The organism is Bacillus sp. F19 (assembly GCA_023823795.1).
Classification (GTDB): Bacteria; Bacillota; Bacilli; order Bacillales; family Bacillaceae; genus Bacillus_P.
The window spans coordinates 1,820,271-1,846,237 of sequence record CP085710.1; the positions used below are offsets into that span (position 1 = coordinate 1,820,271).

Sequence of the window (25,967 nt, forward strand, 5' to 3'; positions counted from 1 at the left end):
AAGCATTTCCTCAGCTGTTTCAAACGAGAGCTGTTTTTTTGTGCTGATTTTAGGAGGTATCTGGAAAAAAGAAAGTATTGTGCCCAAACTGGCTAGTATTTCCCCGGTTCTTGCTAGTAAAAGAGGCATTCCAGCAAGTAAAAGTCCCATTTTGGAAAGTAAGTCAGAATCACCTCTGAATCTGGAAGGCAACCTAAGTTAGATTCCTTCCCATTCAAAAGAAAAAGCCTAAATAGCCAAGTGCAATTAGAAAAGAGCCCATATTAGTGCAGAAATAGAGAACTTGAGCCAAAAATATGGTTTGAGCTTCCAGCTGCTTCACTAATTAGGAGGTATCTGGAAAAAAAGAAAGTATTGCACCCAAATTGGCTAGTATTTCCCCGGTTCTCGCTAGTAAAAGAAGCATTCCAGCAAGTAAAAATCAGCCGCACATATTATTAACCTCTGACTTACTTTCTGAAAATTCCTGAATTAAATAAAGTTCCCGAAGAATTCGACCCTGGAATTTCAAAAGAAGATTTTGACGAAATTGCAAAAAGACTGCTTCGTTCAGCAGGTATATAAAAAAGCCGGCCATATCTGTGTCCGGCTTTTAAACGTTTTATGAAAGGCCAAGCAATTTTTCAAGCTTCTGCAGGTCAAACCCTGCGACAATCTCTCCATCTACTGTAACGGTGGGGGTTGAATATGACTTCAACTCCTGAACCATTTTGTCTCTTGCTTTGGAATCTTTCGAAACGTCAAATACGGTATAGTCAATCTCAAGATGATCCAAGTATTGCTTTACAATCTGACATGGCGGGCAGTCAGGCTGTGTATAAACTTCAACACGTTTACTCTGTGACATAGAGACTCCTTTATGTACCTGATTTCATTTTTTTATAACATGCATCAACAAGACCCATGGCACAGACCGATAAATCTAAACCTAATATATTATACACGCGGTGAGACCTGGGAATTCCCTGTTGATCAAGGTAAGAAAACACTTGATTTTGAAGCTCTATTTTAACATGCTCTACAGCATTTTCTAAAGAAAAAGGTTTGGTGAGATCCATTCCTTTTTGTGCACATTCGAGGAAAATAGGAAGCCATTCTCTCATCGCGTTTATGGCGTGCTTGGGATTTTTACTGACGCCGTAGTGACTGAAATTAAGAGCATTTAGTTTCATGCTTTCATAAAAGGCAGCTGATTTTTCCATAGCTTCAGGATCGAATTGGTTCGGTGAGGTTGAAGGCAAATAAAATTCAAGGCCATCGGGCAAAAGCTCCTGATAAAAAATTCCGATCGTATCACCTGTGAACATGCTGTTGCTTTTATGGTCAAGAATACTGAAGTGATGATTGGCGTGTCCCGGTGTATCATAAAAGGCAAGGACAGAATCGCGGCCAATCCGGAGTGATTCTCCGTCCTCTTTTATTACAATGCGATCCTCTGTAATCGGTACAATCGGTGAAAACAATTCTTCAAATTTATCTCCGTACACCGCTTTTGCCCCTGCTATTAAACGCGACGGATTAATTAAATGTTTTGCGCCTTTCGGATGCACAATCACTTTTGCTTTGGGACAGCTTTCAAGCAGCAAACCCGCGCCCCCAGCGTGATCGAGATGAATGTGAGTCACGATGATATTGGATATATCTTCAAGTTTTATTCCAAGTTCCATTAACCCATTTTTAATATGTGGGACAGAAGGACTTGATGAAGGCTCAAAAAGTGTGATATCCTCTTCAAGTAATACATAGGAACTTGTCCGACCCGTCATCCCTAAATCATGACTATCAATGATTGCTAAACGTTCATCAATTTTGGTTACAAGCGACATTTATCTTAAACCCCCTTGTGATCGATAAAAAATTTGTTTCTCCCATCACTACCATTTTAAATTTGCAGTCTCCTAATGTAAAGAACGATGCGAATATTCTGAATTATTTTCAGTCTAAAATGGATGGATAGAATAAAGAAGGACGCACAAACTAGATGCGAAGGCGGACCTCAAGTTGACTCACTCTGTTGGAGGTGATACTAATGTCACAGCTTTTAGGTATCATTACTAGACTTCAAAGTCTGCAAGAAAACGCGACTTCAAATGAACCCAACCAGCGCTTCTTTGAAGTAGAGGGTGAAAAACGTTGCAGTGTTAAATACTTTGATAAAACCGATACGTTCGAATTAGAAGTATTTCAAAAAGATGAAAAGCCTCAATCTTATCAATTTGACAATATCGATATGATCGCAATTGAAATTTTTGATTTGCTCCAATAATAGGAGGGAACTGATGAATACGAAACCAAGCGTCATTTGTCCAAATTGTCATGAGCAGCAGCCACTTGATGAAGTGCTGACTGCCCAGTCCAATCAAAATGTCATTTATTCGTGTTCCAACTGCAATTATCATATGCGTAATATTCAAACGAAAAAAGGTTAAGCAGCCAAATTTATTGGCTGTTTTTTTGTTTTATAGGAAATTATAAAATAATCGCTCTGTGGTTAATTGTTGGATAGAATGTTCATACATAAATATAAGGAATGATATTGCCCATTTTGATGGGGATCTTTATAAAGAGTGTCAAATCAGGAATCAAAACGGTAAGTGGAGCAAAAAAAGGGCTTCTTTGCAGAAAAAAAGTGCATCAGGAGAAAAAATGCCTCTTTGTAGAAAAAAGTGCATCCAAACGGCGAATGATGGCAAAAAAAATCGTCTTCCTGCCTAAAATCGTGCATCATAGAATATCAACATAATTAGCAGATTTTCCAAGCCCAGCTTAAGAAAATGCTCACTAAGAAATTTTTTTAATAAATCTTTTACTTTTCATATTGCCATCCAACGATAAAAACTCGTCATCATAATTTTTTTAAAAAAAATTTAAAAAATCGGAAACTTTCACGATGAAACGGGCGTCTTATAGCTAAATGGAATTTCAGAAAAGAGGGCGATGAAAAAAGCTCCATGAGAAGAGGGAAAGGCTTTAATACGGATTCCAGTTTAAAAATGGAAGAGTGAGGAAAAAATATACTATAAAATTTACGCCAATTTTACTCAACACTCCAAACAGCCAAGCATATAATATGTTGTTTCCGTATTCTTTTCTTGAAAAGGAGCTGCCATATGACTGATCACTTTATCTTTTATAATGTGTCTGAAGGAAGTATGTCATTTGAAGCTATGATTGAAAGAATTAAAACGTTCATTTCAAATGATCCGCGTTCTGAATATATATTGTCCATCGGAACGGATTCTCAAGTGCATCAGCACGATACCAAGTTTATAACAGCAGTGCATGTTCACCGTGTTGGAAAAGGGGCATGGGGCTGTTTGAAAAATACGGTCATCCCAAGACCGATTGATAGCCTGCATGAAAAAATTTCAATGGAAACAACATTAAGTCAGGAACTTGCTTACGCTTTTACAACAAGCTATCTTGCAGAGCTTGCAGAAATTCTGATTCCTTTTTCAGATGAAGGGGCAGATCTGCTGTTTGAAATTCATCTTGATATTGGGAGGAAAGGACTAACTAAAGACCTGATCCAGGAGATGACAGGAAGAATTCAGGCGATGGGAATAGAAGCAAAAATAAAGCCTGACTCATATACAGCATTCAGCTATGCCAATCGATTCACAAAGTAAAGAATGTGTCGGAATTTGCGGTTGACGCAAGACGGAAAAATTGATTACTCTAACTAATAAGGAGGCAATAAAAAATGAATTCTGCAGTTGAAATACTCTCATCAGACGATCAAAAATTTTTAGTGGAGCTTTTGCTTAAACAGCAATATGCACTGGAACTGATCAGCAGCGAAATTTACGAAATCGAGAGCGGCACCAAACAAACAGATAACGCAACGTATCAGAAGCTTGTAAGCTTGTATGACCGAATCAGATTTGAACTATAGAGATACATATGTTTGATACTCTGCGTTAGAGTATCTTTTTTTGTGATCTAGTTTAGAATGTATGCGCTTTCGCTGGAGTGGAATCTTTTGTCGGTCACTATTATGCGGAGTTAATTTTAAAAGTCTTGGAATTCAATTCGAAAGTCCTGGAATTCAATTCGAAAGTCTTGGAATTAAATCTGAAAGTCTTGGAATTCAATTCGGAAGTCTTGGAATTCAATTCGAAAGTCTTGGAATTCAATTCGAAAGTCTTGGAATTCAATTCGAAAGTCTTGGAATTCAATTCGAAAGTCTTGGAATTAAATCTGAAAGTCTTGGAATTCATCACGAAAGTCCTGAAATAAATTTCTGAAAGGCATAGGATTGAACATGAAAGTATCCGAATTAATTGAAACCACTTACTGACTGCCGGAGTAAGCAGTCGGTTCCGCATTTCTTGTATCCTTTGTGGTAAAATAAAAAAGAGATGTTTCAAAAAAGACATGAAGGGGTATTATTGTTCGGTCTGAACTTTTTTAGAGAGGAAGAACAAATTGATTAGTCTACATACAACCAAATTATTAAATGATTCAACAATAGAAGAGTATATGATACCAGTTGATAAAGTTGCACATGTGCAAGTGGGGAATAACCTTGAGCACGCACTGCTGGTTCTGACAAAAACGGGATATACAGCGGTACCTGTGCTTGATCCTTTTTTCAGGCTTCACGGGCTGCTCGGCACAAATATGATGATGGATGCGATACTTGGCCTCCAGAGAATCGAATTTGAAAAGCTTGAAGAGATGAAAGTCGAAGAAGCGATGAATTCTGAAATTCCGCGTCTATTAATGAATGATCCTCTGTCAAAAGGATTAGATTTAGTCATCGACCATTCTTTTGTCTGCGTAGTGAACGCGGAAGGTGTGTTTGAAGGGATTTTGACAAGACGCGCCATTTTAAAAGAACTGAAAAAACAAATGAAAATGAAAGACAGATAACAGATGACGCTTTAGAGAAGGAGAGCATGCCTCCTTCTTTTGTTTTTGCTGTCCCCGAGGGAGGGAAATCATATGACACAGGCAGTACTTGAAAAAGAACAAATCAAAAAGCAATCATCCAACATGAAGCGTCCCTTCGTTCTTGCGGCTGTCATGCTTGCTATGTTTATGGCAGCAATTGAGGCGACAATTGTATCCACCGCCATGCCTGCGATTGTAGGCGAGCTTGGAGGCTTCTCTCTATACAGCTGGATTTTTTCTTCTTATTTGCTGATGAATGCCGTGACGGTTTTAATTTACGGAAAGCTTTCTGATTTATTCGGGCGAAAGCCAGTATTGATATTTGGAATTTCCGTTTTTTTAGTTGGCTCCATTTTTTGCGGATTGGTGAATTCGATGGAATGGCTGATTGCAGCGAGATTTGTCCAGGGATTTGGTGCAGGAGCTGTCATGCCGGTAGCGTCAACGATTGTAGGGGATATTTATTCAAAGGAAGAGCGGGCTAAGATACAGGGGTATTTATCCAGCGTTTGGGGAATCTCAGCAATCATGGGACCGGCAATAGGAGGATTGCTCGTTCAATTTGTCAGCTGGCGATTTGTGTTTTGGATTAACATTCCGCTTGGGCTATTGGCGATAGCTGGACTGGTGCTGTATCTCCATGAAGATGTGGAGCGGAAAAAGCATTCGATTGACTACAAAGGCGCTTTCCTCTTATTTGCGTCTATAAGTACAGCAATGGTCGTTCTTGTTGAAGGCGGTATCAGATGGCCGTGGGTGTCTACTCCAATTCTTTTTCTGACTGCTGCAGCCATTCTTTCTTTTGTCCTATTTATTCGACAAGAAAACCGTGTAAAAGAGCCTATGATGCCTTTTGAAATTTGGAGAGAGAAAAGCATCTTTATAGCGAATATGACATCGCTGACTACCGGTGTCATGCTGATTGGCATTTCTTCCTTTTTACCTGCATTTGTCCAGGCAGTAATGGGTCAAACGCCTATAGTCGCAGGTTTTACACTGACAGCAATGTCGATTGGATGGCCGATTGCAGCCACCGTATCGGGCAATCTGCTATTGAAAATTGGTTTTCGGACAACCTCTGTTATTGGGGGAATCGCACTGATTGCAGGAAGTCTTGTTTTTTTAAATTTAAGCGCTGATGACGGCCCATTGTGGGCAGCCCTAGGGTCGTTTATTGTCGGGATTGGCATGGGAATGACGACGACAGCATTTATTGTCTCCATTCAAAGCACAGTCAGCTGGGAGCAAAGAGGATCAGCGACAGCTGCAAATATGTTTATGAGAACGCTTGGCAATACAATTGGAGCTGCCCTTTTAGGAGGGATTCTAAATACAAGGTTACAATCCTATTTTAACAAACAGGGAATCAATGAATCGGTCAATTTGGATTCCGTGAATCAGCTGTTAAGCTCTAAATCTGCATCCATGCTTTCAAACGAGGCTATTCAGGCGTTAAAAGCCGGTTTGACGCAATCTCTTCACAGTGTTTACATGGTTGTTTTTGCGTTTGCAATCATCAGTTTTCTGCTGGTTTTAATGTTGCCTAAAGAAAGAAAAAAAGCGTAGGAGGGGAAACCTCTTATGCTTTTTTATATTGGGCTTCAAGTTAGGTGCCACCCTCAAGAGGTCTAATCTGTCCGCACCGCTTCTCTCTATTGTCCAGCTCCGCTTTTCTGTATTTGAAGCAGCTCTATTCTATTGCCAAAAGGATCAAAAAAAGAAAACCGCAAAATTCCGGGAATCTCTGTTTCTTCTTGAATCTTGATTTTATATTTTTCGAGCAAGCATCTTGAAGCTTCCAGATCTTCTACCTGAAAGGCAGGATGACGTTTACCCTTTGCCCCTTCCATTTCCTCAAGTCCAATATGAAGCTCTGCGTTTCCGGCTTTGCACCAGAACCCTCCATTTTTTAAAAGAGAATTGGGTTTATTTATTTCTTGGAAACCCAATTTTTCCAAGTAAAATTCACGCGCTTTTTCTTCTTTTTCAAATGGTGCACACAGCTGGATATGATGCAGCTTTACGATCGATAAACTCATTCACTTTCCCTCCTGAAAAATAAGATTATAAAATAACTGGATGATGATCAGAACGGTAATCAGCCGTATCAGCCAAGATGCGTGGGAAAAACTGAGCTTACTCGCAAATCTCACCGCAAACTGTGCTCCAATAATGCTTCCGGCCGCCAGACTTAGGGCGATCGTCCAGTTCATGATTCCGGCCATTGCAAATGTGGCAAATGCGCCAGAACAGCTTAAAAACGTTTGAAATCTCGTAAACGCAACGGATTTAATATACGAAAAACCCTGATGAAGGAATGTGTACATCAGAAGAGTGCCCTGACCTGGTCCGAACATGCCGTCATAAGCGCCAATCCCAAAGACAAGAGGATAGAGTCTTTTTTTAATTTTGCTCTCCCCGGAGTTTTGCTCCTTGGGCTTTCTCAAAAAATTTAATCCCAATGCGAAGATCAGCAGAAAAAGAGCGATGTACGTCATCGTGTTCTCACTGATTCTGCTCGTGAAATAAGCTCCGGCAATTCCTCCTGATATCGTAAAAGGGGCTGTATACAAAATTTCTTTAAACTGAATTTCCCGTTTCTTCAGCAGCACATAAAAGCTTGAAAAGGAGCTTAAAGTATTGGCAAATTTATTAGATGAGATGATTGTATGAACAGGCAAGCCGTAAAGCAGCATGAGCGGCATATTGATCATGCCTCCGCTGCCCGCAAGAGTTCCAATAAATGTCGCTGCAATTCCAATGAAAAAAATCGGCCATTCCATGTTGTCATCACATCCTGTTTAAAAATATTTCTCTATAATTAGTATATTCTTCCTTTAATGATTATGAAATGTTGAAAAAATTAGCTTATAATATAAGAAAAACTTATCAAGGAGAATATAGATGCAATTAACAGAATTAAGAATGCTCGTTGTACTGTCTGAGGAAATGAATATGCGAAAAGCATCTGAACGGCTGTTTGTATCCCAGCCTGCCTTGTCTCAAAGACTGCAGTCGATTGAGAAATCATGGGGGTTTCAGATTTTCATCCGCTCTCAAAAAGGTCTCACTCTCACTCCTTCAGGAGAAAAAATAGTGGCCTTTGCAAAAGAAGTAACAAAAAAAGAAGAGAAACTGAGAGAAGAAATATCAGAGCTTGAAGGAGAGGTTCATGGAACGCTCAAGATAGCTGTTGCGTCAATTATTGGACAGCACTGGCTTCCTAACATCTTAAAGCAATATGTCAGTAAATACCCGCATGCAAAAATATCGCTCATAACAGGCTGGAGCAGTGAAATTTTAAAAAGCATGTACGAGGACCATGTTCACATCGGAATCATCAGGGGAAATCCTGAGTGGAAAGGCGTCAAACAGCATTTACTGACAGATACTCTGTATTTAGTAGATACTGAAATTCAGAAGGTTGAGGACCTTATTGAAACAGAAAGACCTTTTATTCAATTTAAAAGCGATTCTTCTTACTATCAGGAAATTCAGGATTGGTGGCACAAACATTTTCAAAGCAGTCCAAAGCGCACCATTGTTGTGGATCAAATCGAAACGTGCAAACAAATGGCCTACAATGGCATTGGCTACGCCATTCTGCCATCCGTCACACTGCTAGATGATGAACGGGATATTTATAAAATACCGCTGCTGAATGAACAAGGCGAGCCAATTGTCAGGGATACATGGCTGCTTGGATTTGAATCCTCTTTTAAGTTAAAACAGGTTCAGGCATTTCTTGATGTTTTAAAAGAGAATAATAAAGCAATTCATTAAGCAGCTTGCATCTGAAGTTGCTTTTCTTTTTGCAAATCACCATTGACGATGAGAATCAATATCATTTATAGTGGGTTATGAAAATGAAAATCATTATCAATTAAAGAGGTGGCTCTTTTGAAAAAAACTCTTATTATATATGCGAGTATGTCAGGAAACACAGAAGATATTGCTAAACTGATCGGAAAAAGACTGCAAGAAGACGAGATGGATGTTACATACGAAGAAATGGATGTTTGTGATAGCGAAAGTATCAAGGAATACGATTATATACTTGCAGGATCTTATACATGGGGGGATGGAGATCTTCCTTATGAAGCAGAGGACTTTTACGAAGAACTCTCTGACGCTGATTTTACAGGCAAAAAAATCGGGTGCTTTGGTTCGGGGGATCACGCATATCCGAAGTTTTGCGAGGCGGTCGACCTCTTACATGGAAGATTTACAGAAACAGGGGCGGATGTTTTTACAGACTTGCTGAAGATAGAGGGTTCCCCTGAAACGGATGAGGACATTTCTGAATGCATCAGGTTTGCTGAAGCCTTTTCTAAATGGTGTGCAAAAAGCGGGAGGGTGGCATTGAATGTTACATAGAGGTGCAACTGCAGTCGAAAAAGTAGCGGGAAGCGGATATTTTGTTTCAATAAAAAATGAAGGGCTTTATTTTTTTGACGGCCATGAGCACTGGGAAAAGCTTCTGAGAATTGATAAGAAAATCCGCTGCTTAAAATTGCTTGGTTCATATTTGTTCGGAGTCGGTGAAGAAGGCTTTATTTTTCGATTAAATACATTGGATTTCACGAGCACTGAAGCATACCTGCCCACAACAGCAGCCATTTGGTCGATTGCAGGTGATGATCACGGAACTGTTATTATTCACGGAAAACATACGATTTATCAATCAAATGACAGCGGGAGGTCTTGGAAGGGCATCAAGCCGTTTAAGCACTTTACGTCAAAGCCTGTTATCAGATCTCTCTATCTTCACGAAAATCAGCTTTTTATCGGCACACAGATTCATGCAGCGCACGGGGGTTTGTGGAAATATGATTGTAATCTCGGCTCCTTTACAAGAATTAAAAAGGAGGTTTATTCCATGATTTCTTCAATAGCTGTTGATAAAAATAGAAACCTTCTTATCTGCAGAGGCTCTGCAAAAGGCCAAGCAGGAAGTATTGAAATGGCAAACTTAAATAATGGGAATAAACTTAACTGGGTCAGCTGTCAAAATATTTACAGCGAGGAAGCCTTTTTGGATGTTTTTTGTGATGAAACGATCACGTACGCCGCGTCAAGCCAGGATAAGTATGGCTTTTCCAGAATATATGCATTAAATGAAGATACCATGGCTCTTTTTCCTGCAGAAACATTAAAAGGACATGCGTTCAGGGTTGCAGGAAGCGGACGTTCTTTTTTTGCAGCAGGACTCCATGAAAGCAAAAAGGGTGACTTGTACGGTTATTCAGCAGTGGTTCATTAAGAAAGGGGATTGAATAAATGGGGAAAACAGCAATTATTTATGCAAGCATGTCAGGGAATACGGAAGCCATTGCCGATTTAATTGAAAAAGGATTAAAAGAAACGGGCGCAGAAGCAGAGAAGTTTGAAGCAATGGATATTGACGGCTCTGCTTTCTCAGAGTACGATCACTTATTAATTGGTGCTTATACATGGGGAGACGGGGATCTGCCTGATGAAATGCTGGATTTTTATGATGAGATGGACGATTATGATTTTTCGGATAAAACCATCGCTTTATTTGGTTCAGGCGATACAGCTTATGATATTTTTTGCGGTGCGGTTGATCTGCTCACTGAAAAAATTCAGCAAAATAACGGCTCTCTTGCAATCGAAAGCCTAAAAATTGAATGTTTTCCAGGTGATGAACAGGAGGAAGCCTGTATAGAGTTCGGCCGTCAGTTTGCACAATGTGTCCAACTTGCTGTGCGCTCATAATTGTGCAGACAATCGGCTTGTCAATAAACACTTCCTTTGATACAGTAATGAAGTACATAGTCTGAAGGAGGAATACATATGAAAATGATGGATGCAAATGAGATTATTTCATTTATTCAAAATAGCACGAAATCGACACCTGTAAAAGTTTACGTAAAAGGTGACATTGAAGGTATTGATTTTGGATCTTCTACAAAAACGTTTTTAAATGGAAACAGCGGGGTTGTTTTTGGTGAATGGGCTGAAATTCAAGAGGCTTTGACAAAAAATGAGGCTAAAATTGAAGACTTTGTTGTGGAAAACGACCGCCGCAACTCTGCGATTCCCCTGCTTGACTTGAAGGGCATCAAAGCCCGTATTGAGCCAGGCGCGATCATCCGTGATCAAGTGGAAATCGGCGATAATGCTGTTATTATGATGGGTGCTTCTATTAATATCGGTTCTGTCATCGGTGAAGGTACAATGATCGACATGAACGTAGTCCTTGGCGGACGCGCAACCGTCGGAAAAAACTGTCACATTGGCGCAGGTTCTGTACTAGCAGGAGTAATTGAACCGCCTTCAGCTAAACCTGTTGTCATTGAAGATGATGTTGTAATCGGAGCTAATGCAGTTGTCCTTGAAGGCGTTACGGTCGGAAAAGGAGCAGTTGTTGCTGCTGGTGCGATTGTGATCGATGATGTTGCCCCTTATACAGTGGTAGCTGGTACACCTGCACGCAAGATTAAAGAAATCGACGAAAAAACAAAATCAAAAACAGAAATCAAACAAGAATTAAGACAGCTATAATACAATTTTCTGTTTTTCGGCGTGGATGACTTTCATCCACGCCTTCTCTATAGGTATAAGGGGGAAACATTATGGATCAATTACCAACATTAATTAATATTCGAAGGGATCTCCACCGTATCCCTGAACTTGGCTTCCAGGAGTTTAAAACACAGGAATATCTTTTGACTTATTTAGGCTCCCTGTCTTCTGAAAGATTGGAAATCAAAACGTGGAAAACAGGAATATTTGTAAAAGTAAAAGGGATCGATCCAGTGAAAACAATTGCCTATCGCGCGGATATGGACGGGCTGCCAATTATTGAAGAAACGGAATATTCTTTTCAGTCAGACCACCCAGACCGCATGCATGCCTGCGGGCATGATTTTCATATGACTATTGCCCTTGGCATTCTCACTTATTTTGTTCAAAATCCGGTAAGAGATGATCTCCTTTTTATTTTTCAGCCTGCTGAGGAGGGACCAGGCGGAGCTGAGCCGATGCTACGCAGTGATATCATGAAAGAGTGGAAGCCGGATCTTATTACAGCTCTTCATATTGCGCCTGAATATCCGGTAGGAACAATTGCAACTCGTCCTGGGCTGCTTTTTGCCAATACATCTGAGCTGTTTATTGACCTAAAAGGCAAGGGCGGACATGCAGCATATCCTCATACGACTCAGGATATGATCGTTGCAGCTGCATCACTGGTCACACAGCTGCAGTCTGTAGTGGCAAGGAATGTAGATCCCCTGGACAGTGCAGTCATTACTTTCGGAAAAATTACCGGCGGGACAGTACAAAATATTATTGCAGAGAATGCAAGACTCGAAGGCACCATCCGCACGCTTTCTGTAGAATCGATGGAAAAAGTGAAGGAGCGGATTGAAGCGCTTGTCCATGGTCTTGAAATCGGCTACTCATGCAAGGCGGTTATTGATTATGGCTCGATGTACCACCAAGTATATAACCATCACGAGCTTACGGAAGAATTTATGGACTTTACGAAAGTAAATACCGATACAGAGGTTGTACTATGCCGTGAAGCCATGACAGGCGAGGATTTCGGATATATGCTTGATGAAATTCCGGGCTTTATGTTCTGGCTTGGAGTGGAATCCCCATATGGACTCCATCATTCCAAGCTGCAGCCAAAGGAAGAAGCTATTGAAGCGGCAGTTCAGCTGATGTGCAAATATTTTCTCTATAAAGCAAATTGAATCAAAGAATAAACGTCCACTCCATGTGACACATTAGTGATAGGAGGTGGATGAAATGCCAAAAATAGGTGTTGAACAATCATTATCAGATGTAACAGCAGCTCTACAGGAAAAAGGTTATGAAGTTGTTCAATTGCGAAATGAAGAAGATGCTAAAGGCTGTGACTTCTGCATCATCACAGGTCAAGACTCCAATATCATGGGGATCAGCAATGCGGTGACAAACGGTTCTGTTTTCAGTGCAAGCGGATATACGGCAGATGAAATTTGCCAGCATGTTGAGAGCAGAATGCAATAACACACAAAAAAAAGATGCCGGATGGCAGCTTTTTTTTGTTGTACTTCATTCGCCTTCTTTTCCACAAAAACCTGATGCGGAAATGGAATTTCAATTCCATGGGCATCAAGTGTTTCTTTTAATTTTTTGCGGAGATTTCGCTCAACACCCCATTGCATCATTGGCAATGATGCGGATCACAACATCTGAAGCTGCTCCTAAACCCTGAACGCCAATGACGCTTGGTCCATCAACGATCGCCGGATCTACCGCAGCAATGCGGCCGCATGCTTCCTGAAGGACGGCGATGCTTCATCTATATTATCAACATATGAAATTCCTATATCTACGAGCGCTCTCATATTTCCTCGCGAATGATTGCTTAAGCTGATAATTTCACGATTCGGCACAAAGTTCAGAGTGCCGTCAAAGCTTCTGATCTGAGTTGTCCGCAGTCCAACCTGTTCAACAATCCCTGAGTATCCTGCAGTTGTAACGTAGTCCTCCACATCAAGCTGTTTTTCAAGAAGTAAAAAGAAACCTGTTACCACGTCGCTTACAAGGCCCTGGGCCCCAAAACCGATGGCAAGACCGACAACACCGGCACCGGCAAGCAGTGCAGTCGCATCATATTCAAATACCTCGAATACCATAACGACAAAAATGAAAATCAGAATATAAGAAAAGAGATTTAATGTTAAGCTTTGAAGTGTTCTTGATCGGCCGATTGAAATGGACTGGCGCTCCTGCACACGTGCAAAGGTCTTATCTACGATCCTTGTGCCAATCGATCTCACCACGATAAATGCAATCAGGATCCCAATCAGCTTTAAAGTGATAATTCCAGCAGTTGTCATAAGGCCTGCCCATTTAATTTTGTTCAGTAAATCAATAAATTCCAATGTACAACATCCTTTCTGTGAATTTAAAAGCAAGACTAATTATTTGGTTACCCGCTGCTCTGCATGTTAAACTTAATTTGTTGAAATGAATCGCATTTTGCAGATATTTGATGATTGATTTTGCACAGAAAAGGGAATACCAATTGATGTATTCATTTTTACTCGGTCTATATTAAATTAATTATTATTTAATATTGACTAGAAATATAGTTTGCTCTATAATTGTCAATGTGAAAAGAATTATGTCGACAGTTGAGAAAATCATTTGATTATTCTCAATTAAGCTGATATCGATCCAGATATCAAAATACATTTTGGAGGGATACATAATGGCAGAACGCATGGTAGGAAAACAAGCTCCGCGATTTGAAATGGATGCTGTAATGACTAACAAAGAATTTGGTAAAGTAAGTCTTGAAGAAAACATGAAAAACGATAAATGGACAGTATTATTCTTCTATCCAATGGATTTCACGTTTGTATGTCCAACTGAAATTACATCTATGTCTGACCGTTACGATGAGTTCGATGACCTTGATGCTGAAGTAATTGGTGTTTCAACGGATACAATTCACACTCACTTAGCATGGATCAATACAGACCGCAAAGAAAACGGTCTTGGCGAATTGAAATTCCCGCTTGCAGCTGATACGAACCATGTAGTATCACGCGAGTACGGGGTGTTAATTGAAGAAGAGGGTGTTGCTCTTCGCGGACTATACATCATCAATCCAGACGGCGAACTTCAATATGCTGTTGTAAACCACAACAACATCGGCCGCGATGTAGATGAAACACTTCGTGTGCTTCAAGCATTGCAAACTGGCGGACTTTGCCCAGCTAACTGGAAGCCAGGACAAGCAACTCTATAAGTTTTTAAATGAAAAGAAAGGTCTAACTCTCGGTTAGGCCTTTTTTAAACAAGTAATGGAGGAGTTACAATGAAATTACGCGAACAAATGCCGGAATTAAACGGTGCTGTGGAGTGGCTGAACGGTCAGCAGACAAAAGAAGATTTAATCGGGGAAAAACCTACGCTTATTCACTTTTGGTCTGTAAGCTGCCATCTTTGCAAGGAGGCAATGCCCCAGGTGAATGAATTCAGAGATCAGTACAAAGATAAGCTGAACGTAGTTGCCGTTCATATGCCAAGATCAGAAGATGATCTTAACATAGAGGATATTAAAAAAGTAGCAGCTGAGCATGACATCACTCAGCCGATTTTCGTTGACAGCGAGCACAAGCTGACAGATGCTTTTGACAATCAATATGTGCCTGCATATTATGTATTTGATAAAACTGGAGCTCTTCGTCATTTCCAGGCAGGCGGCAGCGGCATGAAAATGCTTGAGAAGCGCGTAAATCGCGTATTAACTGAAACAGAAAACGCAGAATAAGAAGAGTGCCCCTTAAGTTAAGTAGTTCCGATAATTTGGAGAAAAACTAAAAGAACATATCAATAACACTTTAATTCGCAGTAAATATTGCCTATCAATTTACAAACATCAACGCTCAGAGATTATCGCTCTTAGCGTTGATTTTATTGTTTTGCTTCAATTAAGAACCCCTTAGCTTAATGATAGCTTGATGTTATCTTAATTGAAAACTCACTTTTGTGTATCCGTGGTTTCCTAACTATAAATATTCCCTGTTATACAGATTTTCAATGAATAAATGAATTTCCTCAGCTCTAATCTTTGATAGAATAGGGCTTCATTTATTAGGATTTGTTGTTATGTTCCACAGTTATGACGACATTTCCCTTCTTGTGTCCTTTCTCGACATACCTATGGGCACAAACGATCTCTTCAAACGCATAGTATCTGTCAATGACCACTATTAACTTTCCCGCCTCAACAAGTTCTTTGAGGAAGTTTAGAGCTTCGGAATTTTCAGGTGAATTTTGACTCAATATTAGTTTCTTGCTGCTTGTCAATTTAGTCCATAGCATTCGAAAACCTGGTAACGGTACAGTGACACTTAGATAGGTTCCGTCCTTCTTTAGCGATTTCATACAAGCTGAAAACGAACTCTTGCCTACCGCTTCAAAAATAACATCATAAGTCTCGCCTTTACTCGAAAAATCTTCTCTAGTGTAATCAATTACCTGATCGGCTCCCAGAGATTTTACCAATTCTAAATTCGCGGTACTGCAGACTCCTGTAACTTTTGCTCCGAGATGCTTGGCAATCTGTACTGCATAAGTTCCTACACTTCCTGAAGCTCCATAGACAAGGACCTTTTGTCCACTCTGAATGTTAGCTTTTCTAAGATAATACAATGCTGTACGTGCCCCAATGGGAATCGCTGCTGCTTCCTCATAAGTTATATTGGATGGTTTAATAGATATTGGTCCATCTTCAGGCAGACATTTATACTCGGCATATGCACCAAAACCCGCTTGGGAAGCTGCAAAAACCTGATCACCGTCCTTAAACAGCTTGACGTCTTTGCCTACTGACTCAACTTCTCCAGCTAACTCCATCCCCAATGTAGTTTTTTTGGGTTGTCTAATACCAAGTGTTATTCGGGCAGGCAGCCAAAAAGAGAGAGGAACTGTAAAACTCCGTACCCGAATATCTGCTGCTGTTACGGTTGTCGCTTTTACTTTTACCAGTATTTCATTATCCCTAGGAGTAGGTTTTTCTGCCTCATTCAGTTGTAGAACGTCGGGGGGACCGTACTTTGTGTACACGATTGCTTTCATTTATCCTCCTCCAATTCGTTATATTCATTCATGTAATTAAACTATCCTGCCCGTAAGTTTAAGTACATTTCTTCATTATCTATATACTTATTTTAATATATAAATTACAATTTACCTTCACAATATTAAATAGAAGGCAGGATTAGCACCATAATTAGTAATCAATTTAACAACCAAAATAGCAAGGATATTAGAATGGGCACTTCAATTCACACCTTCCAAAAATGCTCAATCAATCCAAAATGTTGATTTTCATCTTCTATCAATGTATAATAAAAAAGTTAGTTCATAATATAAATACCCTTCTACCAAGAAATAACAGAGATTCACATTCAATTATCCTTATTGGGTAATCTAGTTTTTCAAGTTCAAATCCTTTGATTTTTGTTAGCTCAATTCAAGCTGGCGCGGTCATCGGAGCCGCAAGGACGAGAGAGAGGTAGGGCTTTCGTTGCTTTGTGTTCACAGTTAAATAAATGAATGACCAATAGATATTGTCAGACTATCAGTCAAATCTTTTTAAGATGAATTCATATGGGGTTTAGCATTCACATGTTATAAAGGCTATCTATTCCTCTTATTGATACTCTTTATAATATGTGAATATTTTATTTACCATGTTGTAAATAGTAGGACATATTAAAAAAATTTTGGAGGTTTTCTCATGCAAGCAACTGGAAAAGTAAAATGGTTTAATTCAGAAAAAGGCTTTGGATTTATCGAAGTTGAAGGCGGAAACGATGTATTCGTTCACTTCAGCGCGATCACTGGCGAAGGGTACAAAACGTTAGAAGAAGGCCAAGAAGTTGAATTCAACATCGTTGAAGGCAACCGCGGACCTCAAGCTGAGAACGTTGTAAAATTATAATGAGCTAAAAAGCTGCCTGATGGCAGCTTTTTTTTTATTTAAAAAATGTAAAAGTTTACTATTTTAAATCCCCTAAAAACTCATTGACACCACTATCCCAATCCTGTATCTTGTTCAAGTATGTGTTTAAAATATAGGAGGTTCATCATGAACAATCAGAATGTACAACAAGTAAAAATGACAACCGCAGATCCTTCAGCGCTTGGACTTTTTGGACTTGCAATAGTTACACTCGTTGCTTCTTCGCAAAAGCTTGGGTTAACGGAGGGTCTTTCTTTTATTTTACCGTGGGCGATTTTTTTAGGGGGATTTGCTCAGCTTTTTGCCTGCATCAATGATGCTAAGCACAACAACACGTTTGGAACGACTGCTTTCGGTGCGTTTGGCCTGTTCTGGCTTGGTGTAGCAGGTTCTTGGCTCATTCAATTAGGTGTATTCGGAGAAGAGCTTGCAGCAAGCGTTGATCCAAAACAGCTTGGCTTTGCATTTGTCGGTTATTTAATCTTCAGCTTATTTATGACAATTGGTGCCATGGAAACTCATAAAGTGTTATTTTTTATCTTTGTTCTCATTGATTTCTTATTTATCGGTCTATCTTTAAGCTCTTTCGGCATAATGCACGAAGCGACTCATATGCTTGCGGCTGTTTCTGAAATGCTGATTGCCCTCTTATCATTTTACGGGTCAGCAGCGGCTGTATTGAATGCGCATTTCGGACGTGTTTTCTTGCCGATTGGGAAACCTTTTGGCATTTTTAAAAAGTAACGAAACGGCCCCTTATTTGAAAAAGGGGTCTTCGTTTTGTTTTTCTGGTAAAAGTGGTATACGATAGGTAAGAATCTAATACATAGGAGAGATATCATGAATCCATTTTCAGTAGAATTTCATAAAGAAGATCAAACAGATTCCATGACAGTCCAAAAGATGAACGAGGAAGATTTTCACCGCGTAACAGAAGGCGGAACGCGTCATTTGTTCGAGCTTGATACAAACGTTGGTTTTTTCGTTTTCTTTGACGGGGAAGACAAAGACGGAAAAGAGTGGTACCTCGTTCTTCATTATGAAGAGGAGCAGGAAGATCCAAGCGCCTGCTATTCATTTGAACTGAAGGATTTCTATCAATTCACTGCTCTTTATTTAAATGATCTGGAGTTTAATGAAGAAACGAACGAAGAGGAAGAAGCATATGGACCGATTCATCATCTAGCGCATCTTCTGTTTCATATCGTTGAAGAAGGCAAAAAAACAGAAGCATAAAAAAGGAGCAGGCGAGTTATATGCGCCTGCTCTTTCTTAATTTTCCTCTGAATAATGCCCTTGGCAAAACTCTTTTATCATGGCTTCTTCTTCTTCATCAAGCTCAAAATCAAGGAATGTATTTGTTTCCTTTTCCATGAGATGATAAACAGAGATTCTTCCGCCGCTGTCATCCACTAAATAAATAACCTTTAATAGCAGACCCTTTTCCGTATAAAGTTCGTCGTCTTCATCAACATCCAGTTCTAAAAAGAATTCATAGCGATCCCCTGATAATATTCCGAATGGATCATGCAATTTTTCAACCGTGTAGGCTGCAATATTCAATATGTATCATTCCAATCTCTCAATTTAATTCACTTGTCCCATACCTATCCTAACGAAAAACCGGCGATAACACAAACTTTACATAAAAACAAAAGAGATGGAATCTGTCTGCTCTTGAAAAAAGTTCCCCTTTTTTACATAGTGCAAGAGAAATGAAAGAAACCTTTTAACAATATGTACAATGTAAACGGACGGAAATGAAAGTAAAATAGAAACAAAGATTGAATTTTTAATATTTTGAATATTTTTTTATTATAAGAAGGATTGTTCCTAAGGAGGCTTTCCCATGTCAGACAAAGTTGTAATTGGATTAATTCAGGCAAGCAATGATGTAGATGGAAATGAGGCAGTCGAAGTTCAAAAGGAAAAAGCCATTGAAAAGCATATCAAGCTTGTGAAAGAAGCAAGCGACAAAGGTGCTCAGATTGTTTGTCTTCAGGAAATCTTTTATGGCCCATACTTCTGCACGGAGCAGAACACGAAATGGTACGACGCAGCGGAAGAAATTCCAAATGGACCGACTACAAAAAGGTTTCAGGAGCTTGCCCGTGAACTTGGCGTCGTAATTGTGCTGCCAATTTATGAACGCGAAGGAATTGCTACTTATTATAATACAGCTGCAGTTATCGATGCGGATGGATCATACTTAGGAAAATACCGCAAACATCATATTCCACATGTGGGAGTTGGCAAAGAAGGCGGCGGTTTCTGGGAGAAGTTTTACTTTAAACCTGGCAACCTCGGCTATCCCGTTTTTGATACAGCTTTTGCGAAAATTGGAGTCTATATCTGTTATGATCGGCATTTCCCGGAAGGTGCAAGGCTCCTTGGGTTAAATGGAGCTGAAATTGTCTTTAATCCATCAGCTACTGTAGCGGGTCTTTCAGAATATTTATGGAGGCTTGAACAGCCTGCTCATGCAGTTGCAAACGGGTATTACATCGGGGCCATCAACCGGGTTGGTTATGAAGGGCCATGGAACATGGGTGAGTTTTACGGACAATCCTATCTTGCCGATCCAAGAGGCCGCTTTGTGGCTGAAGGAAGCCGTGACAGGGACGAGGTCGTCATAGGTGAGATGGATAAAAAATTAATCCGTGAAGTCCGGGATACGTGGCAGTTTTATCGTGACAGACGTCCCGAAACGTATCAGGAAATGACGGCTTTGCTGCCTTAATCGCCGGAAAAGGAGGTTTTTACCTTGACTAGGGAAATTTCTTTAATCGATTTAGAGAGAAATTTTATGGAGGTTGAGCAGGCCCTGTCAAACAGGGTAGCGTTCGAGGAATCCAATCGATGTTTATATTGCTATGACGCTCCTTGTATTCAGGCCTGTCCCACTGGTATTGATATCCCTTCTTTTATAAAGAAAATCGCTTCAGGAAATCTGAAGGGATCCGCCAAAACCATTATGACGGCTAATCCTGTTGGGGCAAGCTGTTCCCGTGTTTGCCCGACGGAGGAGCTTTGTGAAGGTGCGTGTGTACTTAATTCATCTACAAAGCCCATTATGATCGGCAACCTGCAGCGCTATGCGACAGACTGGGCGATTCATAATGAACAGATCCTGTTTCGGGCTGGTGAAAAGAATGGAAAGACAGTGGCTATTGTCGGCGGAGGACCTGCAGGATTATCAGCAGCAAGGGAGCTTGCTTTACTCGGCTACAGCGTAACGATTTTTGAAGCTGAACCATATGCCGGTGGCTTAAATACGTATGGCATTGTCTCTTTCAGGCTTCCTCAATCCATTTCTTTTTGGGAAGTAGAGCAAGTAAAAAGTCTGGATGTTGAAATCAGGACAAATACACGGGTCGGAAAAGATGTCATGGCTTCTGAATTGATAGAGAACTATGATGCCGTTGTTCTCGCTGTAGGCATGTCTTCAGTTCCAAAGCTTGGAATTGAAGGCGAAGATGCAGATGGTGTCTACGATGCGATTGATTTTGTAAAAGAAACGAAAACGGCAAAAACAATGGAGCTGATTGGAAAGAAGGCCGTTGTAATAGGAGCTGGAAACACGGCAATTGATGCTGCAACTTGCTCAGTCAGACTTGGTGCAGAGGATGTCAGCATTCTCTACCGCAGAACTCAGGCAGAAATGACAGCCTACGATTTTGAATATGACTTCGCCAAACAGGACGGTGTTGCATTCAAATGGCTTACTGCTCCAAAGCGGATTGTGACGAATGAGGATAACAGAGTAATAGGAATTGAATGCTTCAAAATGGAGCTTTCTGCAGGAAATGATGGACAGCGTCCGCGTCCTGTTGCCGTTCCAGGCTCTGAGTTTATCATTGAAACAGATGCAGTCATCCGAGCAATCGGGCAATCAAGATATCTTGATTTAATCGAGCAATTCGGCGTAGAACACTCTGACGGGGTGGTGCGGATTTCAGAAGAATCTTATCAAACGTTAAACGAGAAGATTTTTGCCTGCGGAGATGTTATTTTCGGGAAAGGCCAGGGAGAAGCTATGGTTGTTTCAGCTGCTCAGCAAGGGAAGCTGACAGCTTATGAGATTCATAAAAAGATATCTTTTGAAGAACTGAAGCTTGCCTAAATAACACTTGATCTGAACGGATCCGCCTTTAGAAACGGAAGAAGGCGGTTCCGCATTTCAATTTGTTCAGCTCCACCGCCCAACTCCTCGGCCAGAACGGCTCCGTCAGTAAAGGCAAAAAGCGCCTTTTCTGCAGGACCCTTATCTGTCATGCCTGAGCTAAACGGGCGATTCCGCATTTCTTAAAAGGAGGTTCATTCATGGCTGATTTAAGAATTGATTTTGCAGGGATAAAGTCACCGAATCCTTTTTGGCTCGCATCCGCCCCTCCGACGAACTCGGGCTATCAGGTTCAGAGGGCGTTTGAGGCAGGCTGGGGAGGAGCTGTATGGAAGACGCTCGGGGATCCAATTTTAAATGTATCCTCCCGCTTTGCTGCAGTCAGTTTTAATGGGCAGCGTGTAGCCGGTTTTAATAATATTGAATTAATTACAGACCGCCCACTTGAAGTCAATTTAAAAGAAATCTATGAAACAAAAAAAAGATTCCCGAATCATGCCATTATTGTGTCGCTGATGGTTGAACCGAAGCAGGAGAAATGGCATGAAATTGTAAAGCGGGTGGAGGATGTCGGAGTAGACGGACTTGAGCTGAATTTCGGCTGTCCCCACGGCATGGCAGAGCGAGGCATGGGAGCCGCATCAGGTCAGGTGCCGGACCTGGTGGAGAGACAAACGTACTGGGCAAAAGAAGCGGCTAAAACCCCTGTGATTGTTAAACTAACGCCAAACATTACCGATATAACTGTGACAGCTGAGGCAGCCGTCGCGGGCGGAGCTGATGCCATTTCCATGATCAATACAATTAACAGCCTCGCAGGCGTCGACATTGATACGTGGAATACGATTCCGCACGTAGCCGGAAAAGGAGCCCACGGCGGGTACTGCGGCCCTGCAGTTAAGCCGATTGCTTTAAATATGGTTGCTGAATGTGCAAGAAACCCGCGGATCAACGTTCCTATTTCAGGCATTGGCGGAATCTCAAACTGGAAAGATACCGTTGAATTTATGCTGATGGGTGCAATGGGCGTCCAGGTTTGTACAGCTGCCATGCATCACGGATTCCGAATTGTTGAAGATATGATTGAAGGTTTGTCCAATTATTTAGATGACAAAGGCTTATCCTCCGTCATGGATTTGGTCGGCAAGTCTGTTCCAAGTTACTCGGACTGGGGAGAGCTTGATTTAAACTATAAAGTTGTAGCGAAAATTAATACTGATGTCTGCATCAACTGCAATAAATGCCACATTGCCTGTGAAGATACATCCCATCAGTGCATTGACATGCTTAAGGATGAGAGCGGTCAGTCCTATCTGAAAGTGCGCGAGGAAGATTGTGTAGGCTGCAACCTTTGCTCAATCGTATGTCCAGTGGACGGCGCGATCGATATGATTGAGCTTGCAAATGAACTGCCTCCAATGACATGGAATGAAAGGCAGGCAATTATTGGTGCACTTGGAACATCGAGTGCTGACTTTGTGAAGTAAAGGGAGGGCGTGGATCTGATGAAAAAATTAATAAAAAATGGCATAATCGTCACGGCTGCTGATACGTATAAAGCAGATATTTTAGTGGAAGGGGAACAAATTGCGGCGATTGGCTGCAATCTGCCTGAAGAAAACGCAGAAATCGTTGATGCAAAGGGGTGCTACGTTTTTCCTGGCGGTATAGATCCGCATACACATCTTGATATGCCTTTTGGCGGAACCGTCACAAAGGATGATTTTGAGAGCGGAACAATGGCCGCAGCCTTTGGAGGCACAACAACGGTTATTGATTTTTGTTTAACCGAAAAAGGAAAACCATTGAAGGATGCCATTCAGACATGGCATGAAAAATCCAGGGATAAAGCAGTGATCGATTACAGTTTTCACTTAATGATTTCTGAAATAAATGATGACGTACTTGGCGAGCTTCCTGCTGTGATTAATGAAGAAGGAATTTCTTCATTTAAAGTCTTTATGGCTTACAAAAACGTTTTTCAGGCTGACGACGAAACATTATTCCGAACGCTTTTAACGGCTAAAGAACTTGGCGGTCTTGTCATGGTTCATGCTGAAAATGGTGATGTCATTGATTATCTGACTAAAAAAGCCCTTGCTGAAGGAAAGACAGACCCTATTTACCATGCCTTAACACGCCCTCCAGAAGTCGAAGGCGAAGCAACTGGCAGAGCTGCTCAATTAACAGGGCTTGCTGGTTCACAGCTATATGTTGTACACGTGTCTTGTGCTGACGCTGTTGAAAAAATAGCCGAAGCAAGAAGCAAGGGCTTTGATGTATGGGGGGAAACATGTCCTCAGTACTTGGTCCTTGATCAAACGTACTTGGAAAAGCCTGATTTTGAAGGTGCAAAATATGTCTGGTCACCGCCTCTCCGAGATAAGAAACATCAGGATGTGCTGTGGAATGCGCTAAAAACGGGAGTGCTGCAAACTCTTGGGTCTGATCAATGCTCTTTTGATTTTAAAGGACAAAAGGATTTGGGAAAAGGAGATTTCACTAAAATTCCAAATGGCGGCCCTATTATAGAAGATCGTCTGAGTATTCTTTTTTCAGAAGGCGTGAAAAAAGGAAGAATATCTTTAAATCAATTTGTGGATATGACAAGCACCAAAACGGCAAAGCTATTCGGTCTCTATCCTAAAAAAGGAACGATTGCAGTCGGCTCTGATGCGGATCTTGTCCTTTTCGATCCCTCTGCAGAACGCACGATCTCCGCTGAAACTCACCATATGGCGGTTGATTATAACGCATTTGAGGGTCTGCAAGTAACAGGAGAACCAGTATCCGTTCTATCAAGAGGTGAATTCGTCGTACGGGATAGGAAATTTTCCGGAAGGGCAGGAAGAGGGCAATATCAAAAGAGAGCTAAATATGGAGAGCTGCTTGACACGAGCGAAAACGCAAAAATATCTATCTGAAAAATATCCAAAGATATAACCAATTGGAAGGGGATATGCGTAAGTGGCTAAAAATTATTTGAAGTCTCCTGATTTGCTGCCGATTCCTCATCACAAGAAAAACATTGGTTCGCTGGGCTTTGCTTTAATCTGGGTTGGGATGGCAGTTGTACTGGCTGCATTTGCTATTGGAGGAGCCGGTGTACAAAGTCTTCCACTTGGCTGGGTTGTTGCTGCAACCATCATCGGTTCGATTGCCCTTGGTCTTTTAATGACATTGACTGGCGATATCGGAGTTGAGCATGGGTTATCCTTTCCTGTTTATATGAGGGCTCCTTTTGGGACAATCGGGACACATATTCCTTCCGTTGTTCGGGGGTTTGTGGCTTCATGCTGGTTTGGCGTCAATACTTACTTTGGCGCGAGTGCAATGAATGCCATCCTTGCTACTTTATCTGGTTTTAATAATTGGATGGTTTGTTTCTTCATATTTGCAATCCTGCAAGTTGTCAATACAGCTCTTGGAATGAAGGCGATTGAACGATTTGCTGATCTGGCAGCGCCTGTTATCATCATTATTTCTGGATGGATGTATTTTACGCTTTCCGATCAGGCCCTTCAGGAAGGCAGAAACGTATGGTCCTGGGTAGAAAATCCGGTAACCGGAGGAGCAGCTGTTACCGCTTTTATGGTAGTCATTATGTCCAACATGGGATTTTGGGGTACACTCGCTGCGGATATGCCATCGCTTTCCCGTTATGTTAAAGCGCCTAAATTAGAAAAGAACTGGTTTAAGCGGAACAAAAGCCAAATTGCCGGCAATTTAATTGCCTATCCAATCGTTCAGACCTTTATGGTCGTGATTGGTGCTGTTTCTTATATCGCTGTAACGAACTATGATCCTGTTGTTGCCCTCCAGCAGTCTGCAACCGGCATTATTCTTGGGATCTTATTGGTTATGATTGTTTTTGCGCAGTGGTCGACAAATACCTCTGCCAATCTGATTCCTGCGGCTGTCATTTTCTCTAACGTCGGGGGGCCAAAGGTTCCTTTTTGGGCAGGTGTAGCGGTTGCCGGTTTTATTGGAATAGTCGTTCAGCCTTGGAGTTTATTTGGAGTTATTATTGGAATTTTATTAATAGTTGGAGGAATCTTGTCTGCTATTTGCGGTATTCTAGTAGCTGACTATTATCTGATTCGAAAGCGCAGAGTGAATGTGAAGGACCTCTATGAACCCGAGGGTCAATACAAATATATGAAAGGAATAAACGCTGCCGGCTTTATCGCGTGGATCCTTGGCGGGGCAGCTGCAGTCGCTATCCCTTCCTACTCATTTATTGTAGGTTTTGCGGTCGGCTGCATCACCTATTACATCCTGGCTAAATATTGGTGGTTTGTGATCTATACACAAGCTGAATTAAAAGATCCTGATGATCAAAAGTATCTTGGCATTTCAGTGGGAAATGACTGGACAATCGATCTTGAAGATGAATCCGTACCGAACGTCGCGGTTGGCCCTGTTCAAACAGAGCAAATTTAAATA

Annotated in this window: 30 protein-coding genes and 2 pseudogenes; 25 read left to right on the forward strand and 7 right to left on the reverse strand. The window is 41.0% G+C overall.

All coding sequences use genetic code 11. From position 1 onward, the window contains the following. Positions 1–462 precede the first annotated feature (462 nt). A pseudogene (locus LIT25_09205) lies at positions 463–564 on the forward strand (manganese catalase family protein). Between the two features lie 37 nt (positions 565–601). On the opposite strand, the gene LIT25_09210 reads toward LIT25_09205, so the two are convergent. Next, complete coding sequence (locus LIT25_09210) at positions 602–847, reverse strand: NrdH-redoxin (GenBank protein ID USK35445.1); 246 nt, start codon at positions 845–847, stop codon at positions 602–604. A 10-nt stretch (positions 848–857) separates the two neighbouring features. Beyond that, entirely contained in the window at positions 858–1,826 is a 969-nt protein-coding gene (locus tag LIT25_09215; GenBank protein USK35446.1) for an MBL fold metallo-hydrolase, read from the reverse strand. Positions 1,827–2,029: 203 nt separating this feature from the next. Here LIT25_09215 and LIT25_09220 point away from each other — a divergent pair, with 203 nt between their 5' ends. The 7 genes from LIT25_09220 (at position 2,030) to LIT25_09250 (ending at position 6,462) form a co-directional block, all read left to right on the forward strand. After that, positions 2,030–2,266, forward strand: a complete 237-nt coding sequence (locus tag LIT25_09220; protein USK35447.1) for a YkuJ family protein — start codon at positions 2,030–2,032, stop codon at positions 2,264–2,266. Positions 2,267–2,279: 13 nt separating this feature from the next. Continuing rightward, on the forward strand, positions 2,280–2,429 hold the full coding sequence (locus LIT25_09225) for a hypothetical protein (protein ID USK35448.1): 150 nt from the start codon (positions 2,280–2,282) through the stop codon (positions 2,427–2,429). A 681-nt stretch (positions 2,430–3,110) separates the two neighbouring features. Further along, complete coding sequence (locus LIT25_09230) at positions 3,111–3,629, forward strand: ribonuclease H-like YkuK family protein (GenBank protein USK35449.1); 519 nt, start codon at positions 3,111–3,113, stop codon at positions 3,627–3,629. Positions 3,630–3,703: 74 nt separating this feature from the next. Then, positions 3,704–3,895, forward strand: a complete 192-nt coding sequence (gene abbA, locus LIT25_09235; protein USK35450.1) for an antirepressor AbbA — start codon at positions 3,704–3,706, stop codon at positions 3,893–3,895. A gap of 61 nt (positions 3,896–3,956) precedes the next feature. Next, a complete protein-coding gene (locus LIT25_09240; protein USK35451.1) occupies positions 3,957–4,247 on the forward strand; it encodes a hypothetical protein in 291 nt (96 codons plus the stop codon). A gap of 181 nt (positions 4,248–4,428) precedes the next feature. Next, positions 4,429–4,875: a CBS domain-containing protein gene (locus tag LIT25_09245; GenBank protein USK35452.1), complete on the forward strand. Its 447-nt coding sequence runs from the start codon at positions 4,429–4,431 to the stop codon at positions 4,873–4,875. 72 nt (positions 4,876–4,947) lie between these two features. After that, a complete protein-coding gene (locus tag LIT25_09250; GenBank protein ID USK35453.1) occupies positions 4,948–6,462 on the forward strand; it encodes an MFS transporter in 1,515 nt (504 codons plus the stop codon). A gap of 86 nt (positions 6,463–6,548) precedes the next feature. Here the strand turns inward: LIT25_09250 and LIT25_09255 are convergent, their stop codons facing one another. Then, positions 6,549–6,935, reverse strand: coding sequence for a VOC family protein (locus tag LIT25_09255; protein USK35454.1), 387 nt, complete (start codon positions 6,933–6,935; stop codon positions 6,549–6,551). Beyond that, the gene (locus LIT25_09260; protein ID USK35455.1) at positions 6,936–7,679 is read right to left on the reverse strand and encodes a sulfite exporter TauE/SafE family protein; all 744 of its coding nucleotides are present in this window, start codon (positions 7,677–7,679) and stop codon (positions 6,936–6,938) included. A 121-nt stretch (positions 7,680–7,800) separates the two neighbouring features. Here LIT25_09260 and LIT25_09265 point away from each other — a divergent pair, with 121 nt between their 5' ends. The 7 genes from LIT25_09265 (at position 7,801) to LIT25_09295 (ending at position 12,921) form a co-directional block, all read left to right on the forward strand. Further along, on the forward strand, positions 7,801–8,679 hold the full coding sequence (locus LIT25_09265; protein USK35456.1) for a LysR family transcriptional regulator: 879 nt from the start codon (positions 7,801–7,803) through the stop codon (positions 8,677–8,679). A 108-nt stretch (positions 8,680–8,787) separates the two neighbouring features. After that, positions 8,788–9,273: a flavodoxin gene (locus tag LIT25_09270; GenBank protein USK35457.1), complete on the forward strand. Its 486-nt coding sequence runs from the start codon at positions 8,788–8,790 to the stop codon at positions 9,271–9,273. Continuing rightward, entirely contained in the window at positions 9,263–10,159 is an 897-nt protein-coding gene (locus LIT25_09275; protein ID USK35458.1) for an exo-alpha-sialidase, read from the forward strand. Before LIT25_09270 ends, LIT25_09275 begins: the two co-directional genes overlap by 11 nt. 17 nt (positions 10,160–10,176) lie before the next feature. Then, positions 10,177–10,635 (forward strand): flavodoxin, encoded by a 459-nt coding sequence (locus tag LIT25_09280; GenBank protein ID USK35459.1) that lies wholly within the window; start codon positions 10,177–10,179, stop codon positions 10,633–10,635. 78 nt (positions 10,636–10,713) lie between these two features. Then, the gene (gene dapD, locus LIT25_09285; GenBank protein ID USK35460.1) at positions 10,714–11,424 is read left to right on the forward strand and encodes a 2,3,4,5-tetrahydropyridine-2,6-dicarboxylate N-acetyltransferase; all 711 of its coding nucleotides are present in this window, start codon (positions 10,714–10,716) and stop codon (positions 11,422–11,424) included. Between the two features lie 71 nt (positions 11,425–11,495). Beyond that, complete coding sequence (locus tag LIT25_09290) at positions 11,496–12,623, forward strand: N-acetyldiaminopimelate deacetylase (protein ID USK35461.1); 1,128 nt, start codon at positions 11,496–11,498, stop codon at positions 12,621–12,623. Between the two features lie 55 nt (positions 12,624–12,678). Then, positions 12,679–12,921 carry a YkuS family protein gene (locus LIT25_09295; protein USK35462.1) on the forward strand — a complete coding sequence of 81 codons (243 nt, stop codon included), beginning with the start codon at positions 12,679–12,681 and terminating at the stop codon, positions 12,919–12,921. A gap of 116 nt (positions 12,922–13,037) precedes the next feature. Here LIT25_09295 and LIT25_09300 read toward each other — a convergent pair. Continuing rightward, positions 13,038–13,793: pseudogene (locus LIT25_09300) on the reverse strand (mechanosensitive ion channel family protein). Between the two features lie 338 nt (positions 13,794–14,131). Between LIT25_09300 and LIT25_09305 the strand changes: the two are divergent. Next, positions 14,132–14,674, forward strand: coding sequence for a peroxiredoxin (locus LIT25_09305; protein USK35463.1), 543 nt, complete (start codon positions 14,132–14,134; stop codon positions 14,672–14,674). Between the two features lie 69 nt (positions 14,675–14,743). Beyond that, positions 14,744–15,199, forward strand: a complete 456-nt coding sequence (locus LIT25_09310) for a TlpA family protein disulfide reductase (GenBank protein USK35464.1) — start codon at positions 14,744–14,746, stop codon at positions 15,197–15,199. Positions 15,200–15,522: 323 nt separating this feature from the next. On the opposite strand, the gene LIT25_09315 is transcribed toward LIT25_09310, so the two are convergent. Next, positions 15,523–16,509 (reverse strand): NAD(P)-dependent alcohol dehydrogenase, encoded by a 987-nt coding sequence (locus LIT25_09315; protein ID USK35465.1) that lies wholly within the window; start codon positions 16,507–16,509, stop codon positions 15,523–15,525. 664 nt (positions 16,510–17,173) lie between these two features. On the opposite strand from LIT25_09315, the gene cspD reads away from it, so the two are divergent. The 3 genes from cspD to LIT25_09330 all read left to right on the forward strand — a co-directional run bounded on the left by cspD (position 17,174) and on the right by LIT25_09330 (position 18,634). Continuing rightward, positions 17,174–17,377, forward strand: a complete 204-nt coding sequence (cspD, locus tag LIT25_09320; protein ID USK35466.1) for a cold-shock protein CspD — start codon at positions 17,174–17,176, stop codon at positions 17,375–17,377. 147 nt (positions 17,378–17,524) lie between these two features. Further along, positions 17,525–18,142, forward strand: coding sequence for an acetate uptake transporter (locus LIT25_09325; protein ID USK35467.1), 618 nt, complete (start codon positions 17,525–17,527; stop codon positions 18,140–18,142). A 96-nt stretch (positions 18,143–18,238) separates the two neighbouring features. Beyond that, a complete protein-coding gene (locus LIT25_09330; GenBank protein ID USK35468.1) occupies positions 18,239–18,634 on the forward strand; it encodes a cytosolic protein in 396 nt (131 codons plus the stop codon). Between the two features lie 36 nt (positions 18,635–18,670). Here the strand turns inward: LIT25_09330 and LIT25_09335 are convergent, their stop codons facing one another. Further along, a complete protein-coding gene (locus tag LIT25_09335; GenBank protein USK36218.1) occupies positions 18,671–18,964 on the reverse strand; it encodes a DUF6509 family protein in 294 nt (97 codons plus the stop codon). A gap of 283 nt (positions 18,965–19,247) precedes the next feature. Between LIT25_09335 and LIT25_09340 the strand changes: the two genes are divergently transcribed. The 5 genes from LIT25_09340 to LIT25_09360 all read left to right on the forward strand — a co-directional run bounded on the left by LIT25_09340 (position 19,248) and on the right by LIT25_09360 (position 25,964). Further along, positions 19,248–20,138, forward strand: coding sequence for an acyltransferase (locus LIT25_09340; GenBank protein ID USK35469.1), 891 nt, complete (start codon positions 19,248–19,250; stop codon positions 20,136–20,138). 66 nt (positions 20,139–20,204) lie between these two features. After that, entirely contained in the window at positions 20,205–21,521 is a 1,317-nt protein-coding gene (locus LIT25_09345) for an NAD(P)-dependent oxidoreductase (GenBank protein USK36219.1), read from the forward strand. A 200-nt stretch (positions 21,522–21,721) separates the two neighbouring features. Then, a complete protein-coding gene (gene preA, locus LIT25_09350) occupies positions 21,722–23,008 on the forward strand; it encodes an NAD-dependent dihydropyrimidine dehydrogenase subunit PreA (protein USK35470.1) in 1,287 nt (428 codons plus the stop codon). Between the two features lie 18 nt (positions 23,009–23,026). Continuing rightward, the gene (gene hydA, locus LIT25_09355; protein USK35471.1) at positions 23,027–24,445 is read left to right on the forward strand and encodes a dihydropyrimidinase; all 1,419 of its coding nucleotides are present in this window, start codon (positions 23,027–23,029) and stop codon (positions 24,443–24,445) included. 43 nt (positions 24,446–24,488) lie between these two features. Beyond that, entirely contained in the window at positions 24,489–25,964 is a 1,476-nt protein-coding gene (locus LIT25_09360) for an NCS1 family transporter (GenBank protein USK35472.1), read from the forward strand. Positions 25,965–25,967 lie beyond the last annotated feature (3 nt).